We start from the raw sequence: 22779 nt of genomic DNA on the forward strand, positions 1-22779 counted from the left end.
ACGATCGCTACGCGCCGATGAGGTGCTGGGCCAGGTAGCCCTCGACCTTGTCCAGCGCGATGCGTTCCTGCGCCATGGTGTCGCGTTCACGGATGGTCACCGCCTGGTCCTCCAGGGTGTCGAAATCGACGGTGATGCAGAACGGCGTGCCGATCTCGTCCTGGCGACGGTAGCGGCGGCCGATATTGCCCGCGTCGTCGAATTCCACGTTCCAATTCCTGCGCAGTTGCGCGGCAAGGTCTTTCGCCTTCGGCGTCAGATCCGCGTTCCGCGACAGCGGCAGCACCGCGGCCTTCACCGGGGCGAGCCTGCGGTCCAGGCGCAGCACAGTGCGGACGTCGACGCCGCCCTTGGTGTTGGGAGCCTCGTCCTCGGCGTAGGAGTCGACCAGGAAGGCCATCAGCGAACGGGTCAGACCCGCGGCCGGTTCGATGACGTAGGGGACGTAGCGCTCGTTGGTGGTCTGGTCGAAGTAGCTGAGCTCGGTGCCCGAATGCTCCGAATGCGTCTTCAGGTCGTAGTCGGTGCGGTTGGCGATACCTTCCAGCTCACCCCATTCGCTGCCCTGGAAACGGAAGCGGTACTCGATATCGGTGGTGCCCGCCGAATAGTGCGACAGCTTTTCCTTCGGGTGTTCGAACAGCCGCAGGTTCTCCGGGTCGATGCCGAGATCGGTGTACCAGGAGAAACGGGTGTCGATCCAGTACTTGTGCCATTCGGCGTCCTCGCCGGGTTTGACGAAGTACTCCATCTCCATCTGCTCGAACTCGCGGGTTCGGAAGATGAAGTTGCCGGGGGTGATCTCGTTACGGAAGCTCTTGCCGATCTGGGCGATGCCGAAGGGCGGCTTCTTGCGCGCGGTGGTCATCACGTTCGCGAAGTTCACGAAGATGCCCTGCGCGGTCTCTGGCCGCAGGTAGTGCAGGCCCTCCTCGTCGTCCACCGGGCCGAGGAAGGTCTTGAGCAGGCCGGAGAAGTTCTTGGGCTCGGTCCAGTTGCCCGGCTGGCCGGTGTCGGGATCGTTGATATCGGCCAAGCCGTTGACCGGCGGGTGGCCGTGCTTCTCCTCGTACGCCTCGAGCAGGTGATCGGCCCGGTAGCGCTTGTGCGTGTGCAGCGATTCGACCAGCGGATCGGTGAAGGTCGCGACATGACCCGACGCCTCCCACACCGCGCGCGGCAGGATCACCGACGAATCGAGACCGACGACATCCTCGCGGCTGGTGACCATGGAGCGCCACCACTGCTTCTTGATGTTCTCCTTGAGCTCGACACCGAGCGGACCGTAGTCCCATGCCGACTTGGTGCCCCCGTAGATCTCACCGCACGGGTACACCAGACCCCGGCGCTTGGCGAGGTTGGCAACGGTGTCCACCTTCGACTTGGGTGCCACGCGAGAGTTCTCCGTTCACTGCGAGTGTTTGTTCCGATGCGAAACGCTGTGCAGACAATCATGTCGTGTACGAGCAATCATCTGCCGTACAGACTATCGGCACCGGCCAACCGCTTTTCCACCGCACAGGTGTTGCCGTGGCGCGTACGGTGGGCATACATCCCGAGGCGGAACTCCCGGTCTCGCGCGGGCGCGTACCCCGAGGCGCCGTGGGCCGCGCAGGTCTCGATGGCGCGAGCCGCGCATGTCGCATTTGACATGCGCACCCATGCATATCAAAATGGGATCGCTTTCCATTAAGGAGTTGGTTCGATGTCCGCCGAAGCCGCTACCGCTCATTCGCACAACCCCTACCGGTCCCCCGGCCCCGCGCCGCTGCCGACCCGGGGCGTCCTGGAGGACGCGGGCGAATTGCTGCGCGCCCTCGCGGCGCCAGTGCGCATCGCCATCGTGCTGCAACTGCGTGAATCGCCGCGTTGCGTGCACGAGTTGGTCGACGCGCTCGGCGTGACCCAGCCGTTGGTCAGCCAGCACCTGCGCATTCTGAAATCGGCGGGCGTCGTCCACGGCGAGCGGTCCGGGCGCGAGGTGCTCTACGAACTCGTCGACGATCATCTGGCACATATCGTCGTCGACGCCGTCGCGCACGCCGAGGAAGGTTGATCCGTGCCTGACAAAACCCTGGATACACACAAGTCGGTCGGTATCCGGAGCACCCGTCAACGCAGTGCCATCGCCGCGCTGCTCGGCGATATCGAGGAATTCCGCTCGGCTCAGGAACTGCACGACGAACTCCGCCGCCGCGGCGAGGGGATCGGCCTGACCACGGTCTACCGCACCCTGCAATCGCTGGCCGACGCGGGCCTGGTCGACGTGCTGCGCACCGATTCCGGCGAATCGGTCTATCGCCAGTGTTCCAACGGCCACCACCACCATCTGGTGTGCAGGCATTGCGGACGCACCGTCGAGGTGGAAGGGCCGACGGTCGAGGCGTGGGCGGAATCCATTGCGGGAGAACACGGTTTCACCGACGTGAGTCACACCATGGAGATCTTCGGCAGCTGTCGCGGTTGCGCGGCCGCCGACAGCGGCGGAAAACCCTGATACGGCGGGGTTAACATCGGGCGGATCAGCGCTTATTCACCTGGGAATCGATCAACACTGGATTCCTTACCCAGGGAGGAAGCGTGCGAGAATCTGTACGCGCCGCAAGGACATATCGCGTCACCCGAATCGGGGCGGCCGCGTTGCTCGGCTTCTCGGTACTCCTCACGTCGGCCTGCCTGGACGAGGAGACCACCGGAACACCGGTCACCAGCGCCGAAGGCGGAGTAGGCGGTCCGCAGGCTCCGGCGGGCACCGGCGCACAGCCCGACTCCGCCGACAGCTCCGGCCGGGCCGTCGTCCGGACGGTCGGCAAGACCGGCTGGTTCGAGGGTTTCGAGATCACCGTGGACAAGGCGACGGTGGTGCCCGACGAATACGGCGGCGGCAAGGTGCTCATCGACATCACCTACGAGAACACCGGACTCGAGGCCGCGACGTTGAGCAACAACTCCCATCTCGAAATGGGCAGGGAGGTCGACGGCGGAGCCGGTTTCGACAATCCGACCGTGCCGGGCAAGGGGACGGCCACCGGCAAGGTCACCACCCCGGTGCAGGTGTTGAAAGACGCCGATCATCTACTCGACACGATCACCGTGGTCTACGGCGAGGCGTCGGACAACCAGACCCGGATTCCGCTGGCCGCGTCGAGCAAGGTCGAGAGCGTCCAGCCGCGAACCCTGCCGATCACCGGCACCCTGGTGCAGGATCCGACCACCGTCGAGATCACCGGGGGCACACTCGGTCCGAGTTACGCGAAGAACGAACGCGGTGCGGACGAGCTGGCGCTGCGCATAAAACTCGTCGGCGGCGCGGGAATTCCCGACGGCGGGACCAATATCTACTACCAGTACTTCAGCCTGAAGACACCGGACGGCCGGACCGTGGTCGCCGATTTCCGGGGCACGATCAACGAATTGCTCGGACGCGGCGAGACCATCGACAACCCGAGGAACTACGTGATCTTCGTGGTGCCGACGCCTGTCGCGGGGCAGTACGTGCTGACCTACAACGCGGACAAGGATCCGGGGACCGCGGCGTCGATGCCGTTCACGGTGAGCTGACCGAACGTCCCGGACACGACCGTCGGCGTCGCACAGCGGCCTTTCCGCGAGCCGGACTGTCGGCGACCGCGGCCGTCAGCGGGTGCATCCCCATCGGGTCGACGGCGAGCCGCCGACCGTTCGGCTGCCCGCTGGACAGCCGGGTTGGCGACATGTGTCGGCGCGGCATCGGAACCGGGCGCTGCCGGTGGTCGGGCACGCGGGATCGGACCCGGCGTACCGCGGCTCGGTGTCGCCCAGCATGTGGACGACACCGAGCCGCAATAGATTCGGGCGAACGCCTCAGACGGCCGGTACCGGTTCCGGGGAGTCCACCGGAACCGGGTCGACTTCGACGCGGCGACCGCGCAGCACCGCGACACCGATCAGCACCACCGCCGCCACGGCCCAGACCAGCAGCACCGTCAGTGGTTTCGCGGCCCCGGCGCCGTCGAAGAAGGCGACCGAGCGGAGCAGGGTGGAAGCCGCGCCGGGCGGGAGGTACTGGCCGATGGCGCCCCACGGCTGCGGCAGCAGTTCCGGGGCGGAGGTGGCGGCCGAGAACGGGTTGCCGATCAGCAGCATGGTCAGTGCCGCGATGCCGATCCCCGGGCGTCCGATGACCGAGGCCAGGCCGACGACCGCACCGGCCACCGCGAAGGAGACCAGACCCGCCACCGCGGCCAGGGCGAGATAGGAACCCGGCACGACCGACATCCAGCCCTGGATGATCACCATGCCGAGCAGTCCGCCCACCACGCCGAAGGTGGCGAGTCCGGCGATACGGGCGGCGGGGGTAGGAACGAGCAGGCTGAGCAGGACGCCCGCGGCGATACCCGACATCACCAGTGGCAGCACCATCGCGCCGAAGGCGGTGCCGCGCGGATCGTCCGCGTCGGCGGCGACGACGTCTTCGACGGCCGCGGACGGCACGCCGGACAACTGCTGGGCCATGGCCGTGAGTTGCTGCGCGACAGCGGGACTCGCGCCGGAGGCGACGAGGACCCGTGGTGCGCCGCCGCCGGTGAGGACGGCGCCGTAGACCTCGCGGTCGACGATGGCGGCGCGGGCCGCGGCTTCGTCGGCGGGGGTGGTGATCTCGAAGGCGTCGGGGAGTTGGGCATCGAGCCGTTCGGCGACCAGCTGTGCCTGCGGACCGGTGACCGCGATGGGCAGATCACGCGGTTCGATATTGGCGGCGGGCCAGGCGAAGGCGATCAGCATCAGGGCCTGGAGCAGGGCGGCGGCGAGTCCGACCGCGAATGCTCGCTGCGTGGTGTTCATGACTTTCTCCCGAAAATCGAATGACCGTTCTTTATTGATTCTCACGGTCGCACGACGCCGGAAAGTTGTCAAGAACGGATATTCGTTTTACTTTGGGTCCATGCCCCGAGTCAGCGAAGAACATCTGGAACGCCGCAGGCAGCAGATCCTGGACGCCGCACGCCTGTGTTTTGCCCGCAAGGGCTTCCACGACTCCTCAATGCAGGACGTCTTCGCCGAATCCGGGCTCTCCGCGGGCGCGGTCTACCGATATTTCAAGAGCAAGGACGACATCATCGCCGCGCTGGCCACCCAGACGATGATCGAACTCAGGGGCACCATGGCCGAGGCGATCAGCGCCGAACCCCTGCCGACCCCCGCCGAGGTGATCACCCTCATCGCCAGGAACATCGTCGCGCGCAGCGGACCGGAAGGACCCGTGCGACTGGCCCCGCAGGCCTGGTCACTCGCCCTGGTCAACCCGGAGGCGACCGGTTACGTGCGGGAGGCGATACTCGCCATGCGCGGGGTCTGGGAGGACTACGCGGAGCGGATGCGGGCCGCGGGCTGGCTCCCGGCGGACGCCGACACCCACGCGGTCGCGGTGGCCATCATCGGCCTGCTGCCCGGCTTCATCCTGCAACACCTCATCATCGGCGACATCACGCCGGAGACGCTGGCGCGCGGGGTGCGGACTCTGCTCCCCTACGGCGAGCCCGCCGTACCGGGCGGTTAGCGGTTCACCGTAGCGGCACGCGCACGTCGCCGCCGCCCTCCGGGGTCAATCGGGCGCGCACCTTCAGCAGTGACGGGGCGGGCACGAAACCGCCCGCGAACAGCGCCTCGCCCTGGCGGAACCACGGCGAGCGCTCGAGCAGCGCGGTGGGCGCGTATCCGAAATATGTGCCGAGTTCGGCGAGATCGGACGGTGAGGTCATCTTCATCAGCGCCAGATTGTCGCACTGGGACAGGATGCCGGGATGGACCTTGGTCGGACGCTGGGTCGAAAGCAGCAGCCACAGACCGAATTTGCGTCCTTCCGCGGCGATCTGGACGAGTCGCTCCCGCACCGCGACCGCGATCGAGGAATCCAGGTGCGGCGAGGCCAGATCGTGCGCCTCGTCGATGACGAGCAGTAGCGCTTCGGCAGCAGCCGGGCCGGACCGAACGGCGGGGTGAGATTCACGCCGATGTCGAGTACCGCGCCGGTGGTCTCGTGCAGGGTCTGCACGATCCCCGAGTCGACCGGCTCGACGCGACCGCTGTCGAAGGCATGGCTGACCCCGGTGTCGATGCCGTCGACGGCGAGTTCACCGATCAGGCGGCCGCGCAGTCGCACGGGTGTGGTCAGCGTCCGTTCCTCGACCAGCGCCAGTTGCCGCGTGCCGTCGGCGTGCACCACGACGAGGGAACCGGCTACGAAAGAGCTACCGATGGCATCGGCGATGACGAAGGAGCGCCCATCGTCGGAGCGGGCGACGGGATAGCGGGAATCGGCGGGCATCTTCCGATCGTTCCACCACCCGGCAAACTCAGGGCTACATATAGGTTCCGACGCGGGTTCGGGCACACGGGGCCCGAACCGATGCCGCGTGGACCACGCCGCCGAACGCGGGCAGCGGTGACCGGCGCCGACCCGGTTCAGGTCAGGGGCCAGATCCCGCCGCCGAGGGCGACCGGGGACACCTCGTCGCCCGAGATCCGCCTACGGCTGGAGCAGGCCCGGCCTGGCCCGCGCCGCGCCGGACAGCACCAGCACCAGCATGGTCGCCAGCGCCTGATCGTCCAGGCCCGCGGCCGGGAAGGTGTAGCGCAGGATGACGTCGGCGAGTTTGCCGTGGGCGATCACCGTGAGCGAACCGAATTGCAGGGCGTTGTTGCGTTCGGCGACCCGCTTGTGCAGCTGCGGTTTCAGGGGGCGGTCCCAGGCCAGCACGCAGGTCAGCGTCAGCACGTCCAGGCCGGGCGCCAGACTCACCGCGCGCAGCGAGCACAGGGAACCCTCGTATTCGAATCCGATCGAGCCCTCGGGATCGACGCGGACGTCGACATCGTAGATCGACAGACACGCGCCCGCGCGCGCCTGTAGTTCCTGCTCGGGGGTGACCGCCGAGTCCATCTCCGCACCACCGTTCACTTGGTACCGCCGAAGCGGCGGTCCCGCGAAGCGTACTCGAGACAGGCGTCCCACAGGTTACGTCGATCGAAATCGGGGAAAAGTGTTTCCTGGTAGACGTATTCGGCGTAGGCGGACTGCCAGATCAGGAAGTTCGAGCTGCGGAACTCACCGGACGGCCGCAGGAACAGATCGACGTCGGGCATATCCGGTTCGTCCATGTACTGGGCGAGTGTCGACTCGGTGATCCGTTCGGGATCGATCTCGCCCGCCGCCACGCGACGCGCGATTTCCCTTGTGGCATCGGCGATCTCGGCACGGCCGCCGTAGTTGACGCACATGGTGAGAGTCATCACCGTGTTGTCCTTGGTCAACTCCTGGGCGGTTTCGAGTTCGTTGATCACGCTGCGCCACAGGCGCGGTCGCCGACCTGCCCAGCGCACCCGCACGCCCATCTCGTGCATCTCGTCGCGGCGGCGGCGGATGACGTCACGGTTGAAGCCCATGAGGAAACGCACCTCGTCGGGGCTGCGCCGCCAGTTCTCGGTGGAGAAGGCGTAGGCCGACAGCCATTTCACCCCGATCTGGATACAGCCCTCGACGGTGTCCATCAGGACCGCCTCGCCGCGCTCGTGTCCGGCGGTGCGCGGCAGTCCCCGCTCCTGCGCCCACCGGCCGTTGCCGTCCATCACCAAGGCCACGTGTCTCGGCACGAATTCGATCGGCAGTTTCGGCGGCACGGCACCCGAGGGGTGCGGCGACGGCGGGCGGACTGTCCGGTCGCTGTCCGATCCGGTCTTGCTCGGCCTTGTCGTAGTGGAGTCTCGGCGGAGGATCACGGGGTCCATCCTGCCTGATGCGCCGTGCCGGGCGAACAGCCATCCACGCATCCGCCACACGATCCCCGCACGACCGCCACCTACCCCGCCACTTGCCGCCCGCCCGCGGCGGACACCGACGACACCGAGGCGGACCGTTCGATCAACGGCAGCGTGCGCAATTGCCGTTCCAGATGCCATTGCAGATGCGCCGCCACCAGTCCACTGGCCTGATTGCGCACCGAATCGGGCACCGTCGCGACGTAATCCCACTCGCCGCGCAGCAGCGCGATCAGCAGATCGAAGACCCCCGGCGCGGGCGTGGCAGCGCCGGGCGGGCGACAGTGCACGCAGACCGCGCCGCCCGCGCCGACGTGGAAGGCGCGATGCGGACCGGGGGTGGCGCATTTCGCGCATTCGTCCAGCGCGGGCGCCCACCCGGCGAAACCCATAGCGCGCAGCAGGAACGCGTCGAGTATCAGTTCGTGCGGGCGCTGTTTGGCCGCGATGGCGCGCAGCGCGCTCGCGGTGAGCGCGTGCAGTTTGGGCGCGGGCGCGCGTTCCTCGCCCGCCAGGCGTTCGGCGGTCTCCAGGATCGCGCAGGCGGTGGTGTAGCGGCCGTAGTCGTCGATGATGTCGGCGGCGAACGCCTCCATCGTGTGCACCTGGGTGACCACGTCCAGCGTGCGTCCCGGATGCAGTTGCACGTCGATGTAGGCGAAGGGTTCGAGTCGGGCCCCGAATCGCGACTTGGTGCGCCGTACTCCCTTGGCCACAGCTCTGACCAGGCCGTATCTGCGCGTGAGCAGCGTGACGATGCGGTCCGCCTCGCCCAGTTTGTGCTGGCGCACCACCACTGCCTCGTCCCGATACAAACGCACGGGGCCATCCTCCCACGCTGCGGCGACAACGCCGGAGAAGGGAGTGGCGAGGGGCGGTCCGCTATCCGGCCCGGCTCTGCGGACGGGCGCGGAAATGCGCGCGCTCCCCCTGTTTGCCGAACAGGGAGAGGAATTCGACCGCGTCGTCGTCGGCCGCGCCGAACCAGTGCGGCTGGCGGGTGTCGAATTCGGCCGCCTCGCCGGGGACGAGGATCAGATCGTGCTCGCCGAGCACGACGCGCAACCGCCCGTTGAGGATGTAGATCCACTCGTAGCCCTCGTGGGTCTTGGGTTCGGGCTCCTTGCGGGCGCTTCCGGCCTCGATCACGATCTTGTACGCCTGGATGCCGCCCGCCCGACGGGTCAGCGGGACCATGGTCATGCCGTGGTGGGTCACCGGGCGCAGGTGGATGCGCGGATCACCGGTGGTCGGCGCGTCGACGAGTTCGTCGAGCGTGACACCGTGCGCTCGCGCCAGCGGGAACAGCAGTTCCAGCGTGGGTTTGCGGGCACCGGATTCCAGGCGCGACAGCGTGCTCACCGAGATCCCGGTGCGCGTCGACAGGTCTGCCAAGGTGGTCTCGCGCTGTTTGCGTAGTGCGCGCAGGCGTGGCCCGACCGCGTCCAACGCTCGGTCGAAGTCGATGTCCATGAGATCCACTTTGCCATATCGGCAAAGAATGTTGCCGAAATCCGGAGTGGTCACGCACTGTCGTCGTAGGAGGTGGTCAAATGACCGATCAGTGGAAAGATAGCTATGACGTGGTGATCGTCGGTGGCGGCGCGGCGGGGTTGAACGGCGCGTTGATGCTCGGCAGATCGCGGCGTTCGGTGGTGGTGATCGATTCCGGTACGCCGAGGAACGCACCCGCGGAGGGGGTGCACGGGCTCTTGGCACTCGATGGGATCGCGCCCGCGGAATTGCTGGAACGCGGACGCGCGGAAGTGCGCGGCTACGGCGGACAGATCGTGGACGGCGAGGTCGTCTCGGTGGCGCGCGACAAGGACGGTTTCACCGTGACGCTGGCCGACGAGAACATCGTCCGGGCGCGCCGGGTGCTGGTAGCGACCGGGCTGACCGATGAGATCCCCGACATTCCCGGGCTGCGGCAGCGGTGGGGCAGGGATGTCGTGCATTGCCCGTACTGCCACGGCTGGGAGGTCCGAGACCAGGCGATCGGGGTGCTCGGCACCGGGCCGATGTCGGTGCACCAGACGCTGCTGTTCCGGCAGTTGAGCGCCGATGTCGTGTATTTCGCGAACACCGCGCCGCCCACCGCCGAACAGGCCGCACAACTGGACGCCAGGGGCGTCCGAGTGATCGACGGCGCGGTCGCGTCGGTGGAGATCGCGGACGATCGCCTCGCGGGCGTTCGCCTGGTCGACGGGACGTTCGTGGCACGGGAAGCGGTCGCGGTGGCGTCCAGGATGGTGGCGCGCGCCGGATTCCTCGCTCCGCTCGGGCTGGAACCGGTCGCACATCCGTCCGGCATGGGTGAGCACATTCCCACCGACCCGATGGGACGCACCGAAGTGCCGGGAATCTGGGTGGCAGGCAATGTCACCGATCTGTCCGCCCAGGTCGGTGCCGCGGCGGCGGCCGGGGCCATGGCCGGGGCTCAGATCAATGCCGATCTGGTCAACGAGGAGATACAGCAGGCCCTCATCCCGCAACCGTAATCGGTTCCCCGACAGCAGTATTCGGATCGCCGCGCCTCACGGCACCCGGCCGTCGCACGCCTTCGGCCGCGCACATTTCACAACCCGCGCCCGTACCGCGACAGACGATCCCATCAGGATCGCGCGTCCTTCAGCAGCCCGCCCACGAGCAGCATCAGCGAGTGCATGGCCTGTGCGCGGGCGGCGTCCTTGTCGGCGGCGTGGGCGACGATCAGCCCCGCCTCCGACACCGCGCTGAGGATGAGCTGGGCCAGGGTGCGCAGCGGGGCGTCGGCGATCAGGCCGTCGTCGCGGGCCCGCTCGAGCTGGGAGACGATCAGGCCGAGGCCGTAGCGGGCTTCCAGCTCGCGCCACTGCTCCCAGCCGAGGACGGCGGGAGCGTCGAACAGGGCGATGCGGATCATCTCGGGCCGCTGGCAGATCCCGAGGAAGACGTCGAGTCCGATCGCGACGGAGACCAGCACGTCCTCGGTCCGCGCCGCGTCGATCGCCCGCTCGATCTCGGCGGTGTTGTCCGACTCCAGCTGTTCGAGGACGGCGAGGAAGAGTCCGCGTTTGTCGCTGTAGTGGTGGTGCAGCGCGCCACGGGTGACGCCGGCCTCGGCGACCAACTGCTCCGCCGAGGTACCCGCGAAGCCGCGCTCGGTGAACAGGCGGCGACCCGCCTGTTCGAGCGCGGCCCTGGTGGTGCGGGAGCGATCCTCCTGGCTACGACGTGGCATGCAGCCGAGTGAACTCCAGAATCCGCCGGGTGAGCAACTCGGGCTGGTCTTCCGGGAGGAAGGTGTACGAGTCGTCGACGAGGGTCAGGGTCGCGTCCGGGAGGTCGCGGGCCAGGCGTTCGGCGAATTCGATCGGGAAGATCCTGTCCTCGCGCGCCCAGGCCAGCAGGACCGGAACCCGGACGTCGGCGAAATGCCGCGCCGCCTCCAGGGTGTAGCGACGGCGCGCGGTGATCAGGAAGCGGCGCAGGTCTTTTCGGATCGCTGCCGAATCGCGGCTCGGCAGCAGATAGGAATCGGCGATCTCGCGCGGCACCGGCCGCTTGGCCACCAGCCCGAAGGCCAGCGGCAGTCGATGCAGCGCCCTGATCCGCATCAATTCGGTGAACGGCCGGATCGAGCCGGGGACTCGGGCCAGCACGCCGAGAGCGGTGAAGGGCTGCGGCAGGAATGCCTCGTAGCTGTCGACCGAAGCCAGCACGACGCGGCCGATACGTTCCGGCCTGCGGGTCAGCAGCACCTGGGTGATCGCTCCCCCGGTGTCGTTGGCGACCACCGTGACGTCGGTGAGGTCGAGCCGTTCCAGGAAATCGGCGAGCAGGTCGGCCAGACCCGTCGGGGTGAGATCGGCGTCGGGCACGGCAATGGTGTGCGCGCCCAGCGGCAGTGTCGGGGTCAGGCAGCGATGACCGGCGGCGGCGACGGCGGGCACCACGTGACGCCAGAGATCGGCGTTGACGAGCAGGCCGTGCACGAACAGCACGGGCGCGCCCGCTCCGGTGTCGTGGTATTCGATGCGGCCGCCGGGCAGGTCGATCTCGTGGGCGGGGCCGAGCGCGGGACTGATTGCCATGGTGTTCGCCTCTCGCAGTGATGAGCCTTCCCGGTCAGTTTTACATACATACGGAATGTATGTCTATGCCCGCGCAGGTCGTGACCGTGACACGGGTTCGACACGTTCCGGATACGGACGGTGCGTTTGCGGCCCGGAACGCGATAACCGATGTGGACGGTTGACCAGATGCGCGCTACCGTTCACGTCCACAGGCCGAACAAGGGAGATCGGATGACCGCGTCCGAACGCGGGAGGCTCGCGGCGGTGCCCGCCCCCACCGAGCACCCGGCAACCAGCGCCTTCGCCGCACCGCACCGGGGGCTCGCGCGACTCGCCGCCGACCTGGCCGAGGGCACACTCACCTCGAGCGAGGCCGTCACGTCCGCCCTCGACCGCATCGAGGCCAGTCAGCCGACGCTCAACGCCTTCCGCGTCATCCGGCGCGACAAGGCGCTGGCCGAAGCCGCCGACGCCGATCGCCGGATCGCCGCGGGCGAACGCCTTCCGCTGCTCGGCGTGCCGATCGCGGTCAAGGACGACACCGATATCGCGGGCGAGCCGACGGCGTTCGGCTGCGGCGGCGAATTCGCGCCGAAGACCGAGGACGCCGAATCGGTGCGCAGACTGCGCGCGGCGGGCGCGGTGATCGTCGGCAAGACCAATACCTGCGAACTCGGCCAGCTGCCCTTCACCAGCGGCGCCGCCTTCGGCCACACCCGCAATCCCTGGCATGCCGAACGCACCCCGGGTGGGTCCTCGGGCGGCTCGGCGGCGGCCGTCGCGGCCGGATTGGTCCCCGCCGCACTGGGTTCCGACGGCGCGGGCTCGGTCCGCATCCCGGCGGCATGGACGAATCTGGTCGGCATCAAACCCCAGCGCGGGCGCATCTCCACCTGGCCGCTGCCCGAGGCGTTCCACGGCCTCACCGTCAACGGACCGCTGGCCCGCACCGTGGCCGACGCCGCGCTACTCCTCGATCTCGCGGCAGGCCCGCACGCGGGCGACCTGCACACCCCCGCGCCGGTCACCGTCTCCGACGCCGTCGGACGCGATCCCGGCAGCCTGCGGATCGCGCTTTCCCTGCGCATCCCCTTCACCGCCACCAGAACCGCGCTGAACCCGCAGATCGAAGCGGCGGTCCTGCGCATGGCCGCGACGCTGCGCGCGCTCGGCCATTCGGTGACCGTCGCCGACCTGCACTACGGCATCATGATCGGCGCGTCGTTCCTGCCGCGGTCGATGGCCGGTATCAGCCGGGTATGCGACGCCATGCCCGGCGCGGTGGTCGATCCGCGCACCCGCGCCAACGTCCGCTTCGGGCGGCTGTTGAACGGACCGGCGCTGTTCGCCGCCCGGCAGGCGGAACCGTTGCTGCACAGGCGAATCGGATCGTTCTTCCGCGACTACGACCTGGTGCTCGCGCCGACCACCGCCACACCGCCGCCCCGCGCGACCGAGATCGACGGCATCGGCGTGAACGACACCAACAACCTCATCACCGCCGCGTGTCCCTACACCTGGCCGTGGAACGTGCTCGGCTGGCCGAGTGTCAACATCCCGGCCGGGTTCACCGACGACGGATTGCCCATCGGCGCCCAGCTCATGGGCACCGCGAGTTCGGAGCCACTACTGGTCTCGCTCGCGGCGCAGGTGGAATCGGAGCTGCACTGGGAACGCCGCCGCCCCGAACCCTGGTGGTGAGCTAGAAGCCGAGTTTGCCCAGCTGTTTGGGATCGCGCTGCCAATCCTTGGCGACCTTCACGTGCAGATGCAGGTAGATCCGCACGCCGAGGATATGTTCGATCTGCTGGCGGGCATTGGTGCCGACCTCCTTGAGCCTGGCGCCACCCTTGCCGATGACGATCGCCTTCTGACTCGGGCGCTCGACGTAGAGCAGGGCGTGCACGTCGAGCATGTCCTCGTTCTCCTCGCGCGGCAGCACCTCCTCGATGACGACGGCGAGCGAATGCGGGAGTTCGTCGCGCACGCCCTCGAGCGCGGCCTCGCGGATCAGCTCGGCCATGAGGGTTTCCTCCGGCTCGTCGGTCAACTCGCCGTCGGGGTAGAAGGCGGGACCTTCCGGCATCTTCGAGGCGATGACGTCGACGAGTACCTCGACCTGCTCACCCTTGACCGCCGAGACCGGCACCACGTCGGCGTCGGGACCGAGCAGCCGGGACAGCCCGAGCAACTGGGCCGCGATCTCGTCGCGGCTCACCTTGTCGATCTTGGTGACCACGCCGAGCACGGTGGTCTTGGGCGCCATCTGCTTGATCTGCTGCACGATCCACCGATCGCCAGGACCGATCTTCTCGTCGGCCGGGATGCACAGCGCGATGACGTCGACCTCGGAATAGGTGTCGCGCACCAGATCGTTGAGGCGCTGTCCGAGCAGGGTGCGCGGACGATGCAGTCCCGGGGTGTCGACCAGGATCAGCTGCGTGTGGTCGCGGTGCACGATGCCGCGAATGGTGTGCCGCGTGGTCTGCGGACGCGAGGAGGTGATCGCGATCTTCGCACCGACCAGGGCGTTGGTCAGCGTCGACTTGCCGGTATTGGGTCTGCCGACGAAACAGACGAAACCCGAACGGAATTCGGCGGAGTCACCCGCGCGACCGTCAGCCACCCCGCACCTCGGCGGTAGCCGCCGTGGCGGCTGTCGAATCGTCGGACTCTTCGGAGTCGTCGACGATCTCGAAGACCGCGCCGTCACGATCGGTGAACACGATCCTGGCCGCGGGCGAAACCTCGCGCACCGCACCGACACCGGCGTCGGAGAACCTGCCACCGACCACCGCGGCGGCTTCGAACCCTTCCGCGCCGCTGGAGATCGCGGCGGCGACCGCGGATTGCAGCGCGGTCAGCCGCAACGCGTCCAGCGTCACCTCGCCCGCCGCGTAGGTGCGGCCGTCGGTATCGCGGATCGCGGCACCGCTCACGCCGCCGGTCCGCGCGAGCGCACCGCGAGCGAGAACCACCAGCTTGTTGTCCTCGGCATCCAATTCAATCATCGGTGTCTCCGTCCTCGTGACGATCGGCCGGGCTCTCCCGATCCGATCCATTGCCTTTCCGCTTGCCGTTCTTCTCACCCGCCGCGCGATCGTCCTCCGACTTCTCGCGCACCCGCTGCGGCGCGCGCCGCACCACGACCGTGTGCACCCGCATCCGCCCCCTGGCGTCCGCGGCGCCCTCGCCGCGCAGGACCAGTCCGTACGCGACCACCTTGGAACCGGGCAGCGGCACCCTGCCCAGTTCGTGAGCGAGCAGGCCGCCGACGGTGTCGACATCCTCGTCCTCGATCTCCAGGCCGTACAGCTCACCCAGATCCTCCACCGACAACCGCGCCGACACCCGGTAACGGCCCTCACCGAGATCTTCCACCGGCGGGGTCTCGTCGGTGTCGTATTCGTCGGCGATCTCCCCGACGATCTCCTCCAGGACGTCCTCGATGGTGACCAGACCGGCGATGCCGCCGTATTCGTCCACCAGCAACGCCATGTGATTGCGACGGCGCTGCATCTCGTCGAGCAGATCATCGAGCGGTTTGGAATCGGGCATGAAGACGGCCGGGCGCATCACCTCGCGCACCCGCACCTTCCTGCTCCGATCCGCGTACGGCACGAGATCTTTCAGGTAGACGACACCCAGGATGTCGTCGACGTTCTCACCGACGACCGGAATACGCGAATGGCCGCTGCGCACCGCGAGCGACATCGCCTGCGACGCCGTCTTGTCCGCTTCGATCCAGACCATCTCGGTGCGGGGCACCATGACCGCGCGCGCGGCGGTGTCGCCGAGTTCGAAGACGGACTGGATCATCCGCCGCTCCTCGTCGGCCACGACGCCGCGCTCACCGGCCATCTCGACGACCTCGCGCAATTCGATCTCCGAGGCGAAGGGCCCGTTGCGAAATCCCTTACCCGGGGTGATCGCGTTACCGATGAGGATGAGCAGACGGCTGATCGGACCGAGCACCATGCCGATGAACTGCAACGGCAGCGCCGCGACGAGGGCGAGGGAATAGGCGTGCTGACGGCCGAGGGTGCGCGGGCCGACCCCGATCACGACGTAATCCACCAGCACCATCACCACGGCGGTGATCAGCAGAGCCCAATTGTCGTTCCAGATCTCGATGAGGGCCGCCGCCAGCAATACGGTGGCGCTGATCTCGCACAGGATGCGCAGCAGCACCATGAGATTCACATAGCGCGGCCGGTCGGCGACGATGCGGCGCAGACGCACCGCGCCCGACCGATCGGCGCGCACCATATCGTCGAGGCGGGCCGGGGAGACGGTGTTGAGGGCGGAATCGATACCGGCGAACAAACCGCCCACCGGGACGAGCAGGCACGCGAGTAGAACGAGGGTCAGTGAACTCACGCCGGGCCCAGAGCGTCACCCGGTGTGGTGAAACCAGCCTTGCCGAGCAGACGGGCGTCGCGTTCGGCGAGTTCGGCGCGACGCTCGGCCTCGCGCAGGCTCTCGTACCACTCCTCGAGCAGTTGGGCCTGCAACGCGAACATCTCCTTCTCCTCCTCGGGCTCGGCATGGTCGTAGCCGAGCAGATGGAGGACGCCGTGCACGGTGAGCAGCGCGAGTTCGTGATCGAGCGAATGCCCGACCTTGCGCGCCTGGGTGGCCGCGAACTCGGGGCACAGCACGATATCGCCGAGCATGGACGGACCCGGTTCGGGGCTGTCGGGCCTGCCGCCCGGTTCGAGCTCGTCCATCGGGAACGACATCACGTCCGTCGGGCCCGGCAGATCCATCCAGCGCATGTGCATATCCGCCATGGTGTCGAGGTCGACGAGCACCATCGACAGTTCCGCCGCCGGGTGCACATCCAGGCGGGCGATCACGAAACGCGCGACGCTGACCAGGCCTTCTTGGGGTACGTCGATCCCCGACTCGTTGGCGATCTCGATGCTCACCCGCACAGCCTATCGGCCGCCATCGGACCGGGTCCGCCCGCAACCCCGCCACGAACCGCACCGCGTCCAGACCCCCGCGACGATGCCGTCCCCGGCCGTCCCTCGAGGTCGTACAGACGCCGATGGCGCCCGGACGATCCGGACGCCATCGGGGATCCGCGTCTTCGATTACCGCCGGTCACCGCGGCCCGCGGCACGGCGCTGCGCCCGGTTTCCCGGGTAGTGCTCGCCGACGGCGGGGCGGGTATCGGATTCGAACTTCTCGTAGGCGTCGACGATATCGGAGACCAGCCGGTGCCTGACCACATCGCTGCTGGTGAGCTGGGCGAAATGAATATCCTCGATACCGGTGAGGATCTCACTCGCCGCCCGCAGCCCGGACCTGGCGCCGGTCGGCAGATCGACCTGGGTGACGTCACCGGTCACCACGATCTTCGAGCCGAAACCGAGTCGGGTCAGGAACATCTTCATCTGCTCTGCCGTGGTGTTCTGCGCCTCGTCGAGAATGATGAACGAATCGTTGAGCGTCCGGCCTCTCATGTACGCCAGGGGCGCGACCTCGATGACACCGGCCGCCATCAGCTTCGGAATGGCCTCCGGATCCATCATGTCGTGCAGCGCGTCGTAGAGCGGGCGCAGGTACGGGTCGATCTTCTCGTTGAGCGTGCCGGGCAGGAAGCCCAGCCGCTCCCCCGCCTCCACGGCGGGACGGGTCAGGATGATCCGGTTGACCTGTTTGGTCTGCAACGCCTGCACGGCCTTGGCCATGCCGAGGTAGGTCTTGCCGGTGCCCGCCGGACCGATGCCGAACACGATGGTGTTGGTGTCGATGGCGTCGACGTAGCGTTTCTGGTTCAGCGTCTTGGGTCGGATGGTCTTGCCGCGCCGGGACAGGATGTCCAGGCTCAGCACCTCCGCCGGGGATTCGGAGGTTCCGTCGGTCAGCATCGACACCGTGTGACGCACCGCTTCCGGCGTCACCACCCGATTGCGGCCGGTCAGCGCCACGAGCTGTTCGATCACCCGCTCGGCCAGCGCCACATCGGCGGCCTTACCGGTCAGGGTGACGGAATTGCCGCGCACATGGATGTCCGCGTCGAGCAGTTGCTCGAGTTCACGGAGATTCTGGTCGGCCGAACCGAGGAACGGGAACACGGATTCGGGAGCGAGTTCGATACTGGAACGCACGGTTCGCGCCGCGGGGCCCGAGCCCCCACTGTCGCCTGCACCGGTGCCTGCTGCGGGTGTGGTCGGGTCGCCGATCTCGCCTTGTGTTCTCAAAAGTGGCTATAGCCTGCTTCCTGTCTCGATCCTTCGTTGCCCAAAGTTTAACGCGCCCTACCGACACAACACAGTGAATAATCGGGTATGAGCAGCACAGGACGGGCACCCGGCGCACACGGACGGGTTCCCGTACTCTCGACGCCGAGATTCGATCGTGAGGCTTGGCGTGCTCGTACCCTGGGACATTCGGCGCACCGTTCGGTTTCTCGCCGTGGTGCACATCCCCTGCCATCGCTGTCGCCGCCCCGCGGAACACGGACTTCGGCAGCTGGTCACCGGATTCGGTGTGAACGGGAAGTCGTGGGGTGAGATCCACACCAGGCGCGCGCTGGAATGCCGCTCCTGCGGCGCCATATCGGAGATCCCGCGAGAGTATTTCCGCCAGTTGCTCAGACGCGCGGCGGCGGCGCGGACCGCGCCGTGGGTGACGGTGACGCCGCAGCGCCGGTATCCGAACGCTCGGGGATCTACCAGCGGGTGGTGAGCGCGCCCAGCGCGCCGAGCGCCACGGCCGCGGCGGTGGAGGTGCGCAGCACCGTCGGCCCCAGCAGAACCGGGGCGGCTCCCGCCTCGGTGAGCGCCGCGATCTCGGAATCGTCCAGACCGCCTTCCGGGCCGACGACGAGGATGACCTCGCTCGCCTCGGCGAACGGCAGTTCGGTGAACTTGCCCGCCCCCGATTCGTGCAATGCGGCCACGATCGCGCCACCGGAGACGGCGGTGCGGACCAGATCGACGATCTCGCGGGTCCGATGCAGGTCCGCCACCTCGGGAATGTACGGGCGACGGGACTGGCGCGCCGCCGAACGCGCGGCCGCACGCCATTTCTCCACCGCCTTGGCGGCTTTGCCCTCCCAGTTGGCGATACAGCGGGCGGCCTGCCACGGCACGACGGTGTCGACGCCCGCTTCGGTCATCAATTCGACGGCCAGTTCCGAGCGATCGGATTTGGGCACCGCCTGGATCACCGTGACGGTGGGCGTCACCCGTTGCGCGACAGTGCGATTCAGGATCCGCAGATCCAGCCGGTCGCGCCGGCTCGCGACGACCTCGGATTCGGCGAGCAGTCCGCGTCCGTCCGACAGCGTGATCGGCTCACCCACCCGGATGCGGCGCACGGTGGCGGCATGACGGCCTTCCTGACCGTCGAGGACCGCCACCGCGCCCGTTTCCGGGATGTCGTCCAGATAGAAGACCGTGGCGGCCAACGGGTCAGCGTCCGCTGAACGAGGCGCGCAGCCGGGCGAACAGTCCGCTGTTGTGTTCGGACTGCGCCGTCATGACCTCGGCGCGGTCGCGCTCACGCATGCCCTTGTACTTGCGCAGCAGATCGGACTGTTTGCCGTCGAGTTTGCTCGGCACCACGATGTCGAGGTGCGCGAGCAGATCGCCGCGCGCGCCCGAACGCAGGCGCGGCATTCCGTGGCCGCGCAACACCGAGATCTCGTTGGGCTGGGTACCCGGCTGGATGGTGAGTTCGGTCGGGCCGTCGAGGATGGTGTCGATGACCACGGTGGTGCCGAGCGCGGCGTCCACCATCGGAACCCGGATCGTGCAGTGCAGATCGTCGCCGTCGCGCACGAACACGTCGTGCGGCTGCTCCACGATCTCCACGTAGAGGTCACCCGCGTGACCGCCGCCGGGACCGACCTCGCCCTGCGCGGCCAGACGAACCCGCATTCCGCTGGCGACACCGGCCGGAATCGGCGCGGCGATCTCCCTGCGAGCGCGCACCCGACCGTCACCACCGCATTTGTGGCAGGGGTCCGGGATGGTCTCACCGGCGCCGCGGCAGGTGGGGCACGGACGCGCCGTCATCACCTGACCGAGGAACGAACGCTGCACCGACTGCACTTCGCCTGCGCCACCGCAGGTTTCGCAGCGCACCGGCTTGGAGTTGCCGTTGGTGCCCGCACCGGTGCAGACATCGCAGAGGATCGCGGTGTCGACGGTCAGGTGTTTGGTGACACCGACCGCGCATTCGGCGAGGCTGAGCCTGGTCCGCAACAGCGAATCGGCGCCCGCCTGCACCCGGCCGCGCGGTTTGCGCTGGCCACCGGAGGTGTTCATCCCGCCGAAGAAGGCCTCGAAGACGTCGCCCAGACCACCGAAACCCGCACCGGAGAATCCGCCCGCGCCACCGCCGCCGGATTCCAGCGGATCACCGCCCAGGTCGACGATGCGCCGCTTCTCCGGGTCCGTCAGCACCTCGTAGGCGGTCGACACCTCCCTGAACTTGGCCTGCGCCGCCTCGTCGGGGTTGACGTCGGGATGCAGTTCACGCGCCAACTTGCGGTAGGCGCGCTTGAGTTCCTGGTCGGTCGCGTTCTTGGCGACGCCGAGCAGTCCGTAGTAATCCCGTGCCACGTGAGTCTCTTAGTCCTTGGTCGCTCTCCACCGCCGACCTGCCGGCCGGGCGTGGGCTCATCCTTGTCTGCTCCGTTCCGACCGGATACACACGGCGGCACGAACGCACACCACCGCCGTCGGCATTAGTCGGATGCACTCAACTTTATCCGGCCGGAAGTTCGAGAGTAACAGCGCCTTCGATCGACACCGTCCGGCCGTGCCGAGCGCTACCTTCACGCTACCTCGGCGGCGCCGAGATCAGCGTTCGGCCAGCACCTCGCCGATGTAGCGTGCCACGGCCGCCACCGAGGCTATCGTGCCGGGGTAATCCATCCGCGTCGGGCCGAGTACACCCATTCCGCCGAGAATCGCGCCGGAAACGCCGTAGCCGGTCGAGACCACCGAGGTGCCGCGCATCTGCTCGACCTGGGTCTCCTCGCCGATACGCACGGTCACCGTCCCCGGTTGCTGGGCCGCTGCCAGCAGCTTGAGCACGACGACCTGCTCCTCCAGCGCCTCGAGCACGTGACGCAGCGATCCGGGCAGGCCGAAATCGGCGGCGTTGCGCGTCAGATTGGCGGTGCCGCCGAGCACGAGACGCTCCTCCGGATGTTCGACCAGGGTCTCCACCAGCACCGTCGATACCCGGATCAGCACGTCGCGCAGGGTGCGCGGGGCGTGTTCGGGAAGTTCGGCGACCGCCGCCGACGCGGCCGCGAGCCGCTTACCGTCCATCGCGCCGCCGAGCATGCCGCGCAGCACCGCGAGATCCTCGTCGTCGATGAGGGCGCCGAGTTCGACGAGTCGCTGGTCGACTCGGCCGGTGTCGGTGATGACGACCAGCAGCAGACGCGCGGGATTCAGCGCGACGACCTCGATGTGGCGGACCGTCGAGGCGGAGGCGGTCGGATACTGCACGACGGCCACCTGCCTGGTCAGCTGCGCGAGCAGCCGCACGCCACGGCGCAGCACGTCGTCGAGGTCGACGCCCGATTCCAGGAATTCCATGATCGCCCGGCGCTCGGGACCCGAGAGGGGTTTGACCTCGGAGATGCGGTCGACGAACTGGCGGTAGCCCTTGTCGGTGGGAATGCGCCCGGAACTGGTGTGCGGCTGGGTGATGTAGCCCTCGGCTTCCAGTACGGCCATATCGTTGCGGATCGTCGCGCTGGAGACGCCGAGATTGTGGCGGTCGACCAGGGTTTTCGACCCGATGGGCTCCTTCGTCGCCACATAATCCGCGACGATCGCGCGTAGGACCTCGAAGCGCCGGTCCTCGGTGCTCGACATCGGGCCTACCTCCTCGCTCATCGGTGCGTCGCCGAAAACCGACGCACCCGGGCGGGGATTCTCATCCGCCGTACCCGGTTCCGTCTGAGTATCCAGTCTAGTTGCCCTCACACCAATAGCCCGATCGTCGCGCGTGGGCACATCCGGCTCCGGAGACCGTGCTGCCGGGTGATCGAGGCGATCGATCACCCGGCGGCGGACCCCGATTCTCGACTACCCGTGGCTCAGTCGCCCACGGCCAGTTCGACCACCGCGGCGACCTCGGCCGGGCGCGACACCAGCGACGCGTGCGACGCGTCGATCTCGCTGGTGGTGGCGCCCATGCGATCGGCCATGAAGCGCTGCGACGACGGCGGGATCACCCGGTCGCCCGCCGAGACCAGATACCAGCTCGGCGTATCCGCCCAGGACGGTGCGGCGGAGGGCTCCAGATTCGCCGCGATCGCGATCGAACGCTGGTGGGCGATCATGTCGGCGGCGGTGGCGTCGCTGACATCCTGGGCGAAGACGTCGTGGAACCGGTCCGGCGCGACGTAACCGTCCAGGTTCTTGCCCGCGATACCCTGCGGATCATCGACCACCGCCACTTGCAGCGCGGGCGGCAACAGCTGGCTGCCGGGGAATCGGATCGGATCGAGCGCCAGCTGGGCGACCTCACCCCGGACCGGGGCGAACGCCGCGATGTAGACCAGGGATTCGACATCGGGATCGTGGATCTGGGTGATGACGAATCCACCGTAGGAGTGACCGACCAGCACGATGGGCCCGGAGACGGTGTCGAGCGTCCGCTGGACGGCCGCCGCGTCGTAGGCGGGGCCGCGCAGCGGATTCTCCGGGGTGAGGACGGTGTAACCGTCGGAGCGCAACTGGGCCGCCACACCGTCCCAGCTCGTGGTGTCGGCGAAGGCGCCGTGCACGAGGACGATCGTCGGCTGCGGCGCCGCCTGCGCGGGGGCGGCGGCGAGCGCCGCGGTCAGCGACAGTGCGAGCGCGGCGAGGGCACCGCGTAGCGCTGACCCGAATTTCGTGGTGACGGTCGGCATAACAGAACTCCTCCGGTGAGTGTGTCG

General features: G+C 68.0%; 25 protein-coding genes. 6 read left to right on the top strand and 19 right to left on the bottom strand.

Annotated elements, in window-relative coordinates; all coding sequences use genetic code 11:
- Positions 1 to 7 precede the first annotated feature (7 nt).
- Positions 8 to 1393: a glycine--tRNA ligase gene (locus DAT37_RS06330; RefSeq protein WP_109523748.1), complete on the bottom strand. Its 1386-nt coding sequence runs from the start codon at positions 1391 to 1393 to the stop codon at positions 8 to 10.
- 312 nt (positions 1394 to 1705) lie between these two features.
- On the opposite strand from DAT37_RS06330, the gene DAT37_RS06335 reads away from it, so the two are divergent.
- The 3 genes from DAT37_RS06335 (at position 1706) to DAT37_RS06345 (ending at position 3561) form a co-directional block, all read left to right on the top strand.
- Positions 1706 to 2056, top strand: a complete 351-nt coding sequence (locus tag DAT37_RS06335) for an ArsR/SmtB family transcription factor (RefSeq protein WP_109523749.1) — start codon at positions 1706 to 1708, stop codon at positions 2054 to 2056.
- 3 nt (positions 2057 to 2059) lie between these two features.
- Positions 2060 to 2497: a Fur family transcriptional regulator gene (locus tag DAT37_RS06340; RefSeq protein WP_109523750.1), complete on the top strand. Its 438-nt coding sequence runs from the start codon at positions 2060 to 2062 to the stop codon at positions 2495 to 2497.
- 83 nt (positions 2498 to 2580) lie between these two features.
- The gene (locus DAT37_RS06345) at positions 2581 to 3561 is read left to right on the top strand and encodes a hypothetical protein (RefSeq protein WP_157978339.1); all 981 of its coding nucleotides are present in this window, start codon (positions 2581 to 2583) and stop codon (positions 3559 to 3561) included.
- Between the two features lie 282 nt (positions 3562 to 3843).
- On the opposite strand, the gene DAT37_RS06350 is transcribed toward DAT37_RS06345, so the two are convergent.
- Entirely contained in the window at positions 3844 to 4824 is a 981-nt protein-coding gene (locus DAT37_RS06350) for an ABC transporter permease (RefSeq protein WP_109523752.1), read from the bottom strand.
- A 100-nt stretch (positions 4825 to 4924) separates the two neighbouring features.
- Between DAT37_RS06350 and DAT37_RS06355 the strand changes: the two genes are divergently transcribed.
- Entirely contained in the window at positions 4925 to 5539 is a 615-nt protein-coding gene (locus DAT37_RS06355) for a TetR/AcrR family transcriptional regulator (protein ID WP_109523753.1), read from the top strand.
- 4 nt (positions 5540 to 5543) lie between these two features.
- On the opposite strand, the gene DAT37_RS46200 is transcribed toward DAT37_RS06355, so the two are convergent.
- The 6 genes from DAT37_RS46200 to DAT37_RS06380 form a co-directional block, all read right to left on the bottom strand.
- Positions 5544 to 5747: a hypothetical protein gene (locus DAT37_RS46200; RefSeq protein ID WP_198654121.1), complete on the bottom strand. Its 204-nt coding sequence runs from the start codon at positions 5745 to 5747 to the stop codon at positions 5544 to 5546.
- The gene (locus DAT37_RS46205; RefSeq protein WP_198654122.1) at positions 5747 to 6307 is read right to left on the bottom strand and encodes a hypothetical protein; all 561 of its coding nucleotides are present in this window, start codon (positions 6305 to 6307) and stop codon (positions 5747 to 5749) included. The genes DAT37_RS46200 and DAT37_RS46205 overlap by 1 nt, the downstream gene beginning before the upstream one ends.
- Positions 6308 to 6508: 201 nt before the next feature.
- A complete protein-coding gene (locus DAT37_RS06365; protein WP_109523967.1) occupies positions 6509 to 6922 on the bottom strand; it encodes a YbjN domain-containing protein in 414 nt (137 codons plus the stop codon).
- Positions 6923 to 6936: 14 nt separating this feature from the next.
- On the bottom strand, positions 6937 to 7767 hold the full coding sequence (locus tag DAT37_RS06370; protein ID WP_109523754.1) for an isoprenyl transferase: 831 nt from the start codon (positions 7765 to 7767) through the stop codon (positions 6937 to 6939).
- A gap of 71 nt (positions 7768 to 7838) precedes the next feature.
- The gene (gene recO / locus DAT37_RS06375) at positions 7839 to 8618 is read right to left on the bottom strand and encodes a DNA repair protein RecO (protein WP_109523755.1); all 780 of its coding nucleotides are present in this window, start codon (positions 8616 to 8618) and stop codon (positions 7839 to 7841) included.
- A gap of 61 nt (positions 8619 to 8679) precedes the next feature.
- Positions 8680 to 9270, bottom strand: coding sequence for a helix-turn-helix domain-containing protein (locus tag DAT37_RS06380; protein WP_109523968.1), 591 nt, complete (start codon positions 9268 to 9270; stop codon positions 8680 to 8682).
- 80 nt (positions 9271 to 9350) lie between these two features.
- On the opposite strand from DAT37_RS06380, the gene DAT37_RS06385 reads away from it, so the two are divergent.
- A complete protein-coding gene (locus DAT37_RS06385; protein ID WP_109523756.1) occupies positions 9351 to 10298 on the top strand; it encodes an NAD(P)/FAD-dependent oxidoreductase in 948 nt (315 codons plus the stop codon).
- Between the two features lie 113 nt (positions 10299 to 10411).
- On the opposite strand, the gene DAT37_RS06390 is transcribed toward DAT37_RS06385, so the two are convergent.
- On the bottom strand, positions 10412 to 11020 hold the full coding sequence (locus DAT37_RS06390; protein ID WP_109523757.1) for a TetR/AcrR family transcriptional regulator: 609 nt from the start codon (positions 11018 to 11020) through the stop codon (positions 10412 to 10414).
- The gene (locus DAT37_RS06395; RefSeq protein WP_109523758.1) at positions 11007 to 11873 is read right to left on the bottom strand and encodes an alpha/beta fold hydrolase; all 867 of its coding nucleotides are present in this window, start codon (positions 11871 to 11873) and stop codon (positions 11007 to 11009) included. Before DAT37_RS06395 ends, DAT37_RS06390 begins: the two co-directional genes overlap by 14 nt.
- Before the next feature lie 213 nt (positions 11874 to 12086).
- Here DAT37_RS06395 and DAT37_RS06400 point away from each other — a divergent pair, with 213 nt between their 5' ends.
- Entirely contained in the window at positions 12087 to 13556 is a 1470-nt protein-coding gene (locus DAT37_RS06400; protein WP_109523759.1) for an amidase, read from the top strand.
- Position 13557: 1 nt separating this feature from the next.
- On the opposite strand, the gene era is transcribed toward DAT37_RS06400, so the two are convergent.
- The 9 genes from era to DAT37_RS06450 form a co-directional block, all read right to left on the bottom strand.
- Positions 13558 to 14481 carry a GTPase Era gene (gene era, locus DAT37_RS06405; RefSeq protein ID WP_109523760.1) on the bottom strand — a complete coding sequence of 308 codons (924 nt, stop codon included), beginning with the start codon at positions 14479 to 14481 and terminating at the stop codon, positions 13558 to 13560.
- Positions 14474 to 14866 carry a cytidine/deoxycytidylate deaminase family protein gene (locus DAT37_RS06410; RefSeq protein WP_109523761.1) on the bottom strand — a complete coding sequence of 131 codons (393 nt, stop codon included), beginning with the start codon at positions 14864 to 14866 and terminating at the stop codon, positions 14474 to 14476. Before DAT37_RS06410 ends, era begins: the two co-directional genes overlap by 8 nt.
- Positions 14859 to 16235 (bottom strand): hemolysin family protein, encoded by a 1377-nt coding sequence (locus tag DAT37_RS06415; RefSeq protein ID WP_109523762.1) that lies wholly within the window; start codon positions 16233 to 16235, stop codon positions 14859 to 14861. Before DAT37_RS06415 ends, DAT37_RS06410 begins: the two co-directional genes overlap by 8 nt.
- Positions 16232 to 16786: an rRNA maturation RNase YbeY gene (gene ybeY / locus DAT37_RS06420; protein ID WP_109523969.1), complete on the bottom strand. Its 555-nt coding sequence runs from the start codon at positions 16784 to 16786 to the stop codon at positions 16232 to 16234. The genes DAT37_RS06415 and ybeY overlap by 4 nt, the downstream gene beginning before the upstream one ends.
- 168 nt (positions 16787 to 16954) lie before the next feature.
- Entirely contained in the window at positions 16955 to 18049 is a 1095-nt protein-coding gene (locus tag DAT37_RS06425; protein WP_109523970.1) for a PhoH family protein, read from the bottom strand.
- Between the two features lie 488 nt (positions 18050 to 18537).
- Complete coding sequence (locus tag DAT37_RS06435; RefSeq protein ID WP_109523764.1) at positions 18538 to 19278, bottom strand: 16S rRNA (uracil(1498)-N(3))-methyltransferase; 741 nt, start codon at positions 19276 to 19278, stop codon at positions 18538 to 18540.
- Between the two features lie 4 nt (positions 19279 to 19282).
- Positions 19283 to 20437: a molecular chaperone DnaJ gene (gene dnaJ / locus DAT37_RS06440; RefSeq protein ID WP_109523765.1), complete on the bottom strand. Its 1155-nt coding sequence runs from the start codon at positions 20435 to 20437 to the stop codon at positions 19283 to 19285.
- A gap of 240 nt (positions 20438 to 20677) precedes the next feature.
- Entirely contained in the window at positions 20678 to 21709 is a 1032-nt protein-coding gene (gene hrcA / locus DAT37_RS06445; protein WP_109523766.1) for a heat-inducible transcriptional repressor HrcA, read from the bottom strand.
- Positions 21710 to 21933: 224 nt separating this feature from the next.
- Positions 21934 to 22752 (bottom strand): alpha/beta fold hydrolase, encoded by an 819-nt coding sequence (locus DAT37_RS06450; RefSeq protein ID WP_109523767.1) that lies wholly within the window; start codon positions 22750 to 22752, stop codon positions 21934 to 21936.
- Positions 22753 to 22779: the final 27 nt, after the last annotated feature.

The organism is Nocardia aurea, from assembly GCF_003123685.1.
Lineage (GTDB): Bacteria > Actinomycetota > Actinomycetes > Mycobacteriales > Mycobacteriaceae > Nocardia > Nocardia aurea.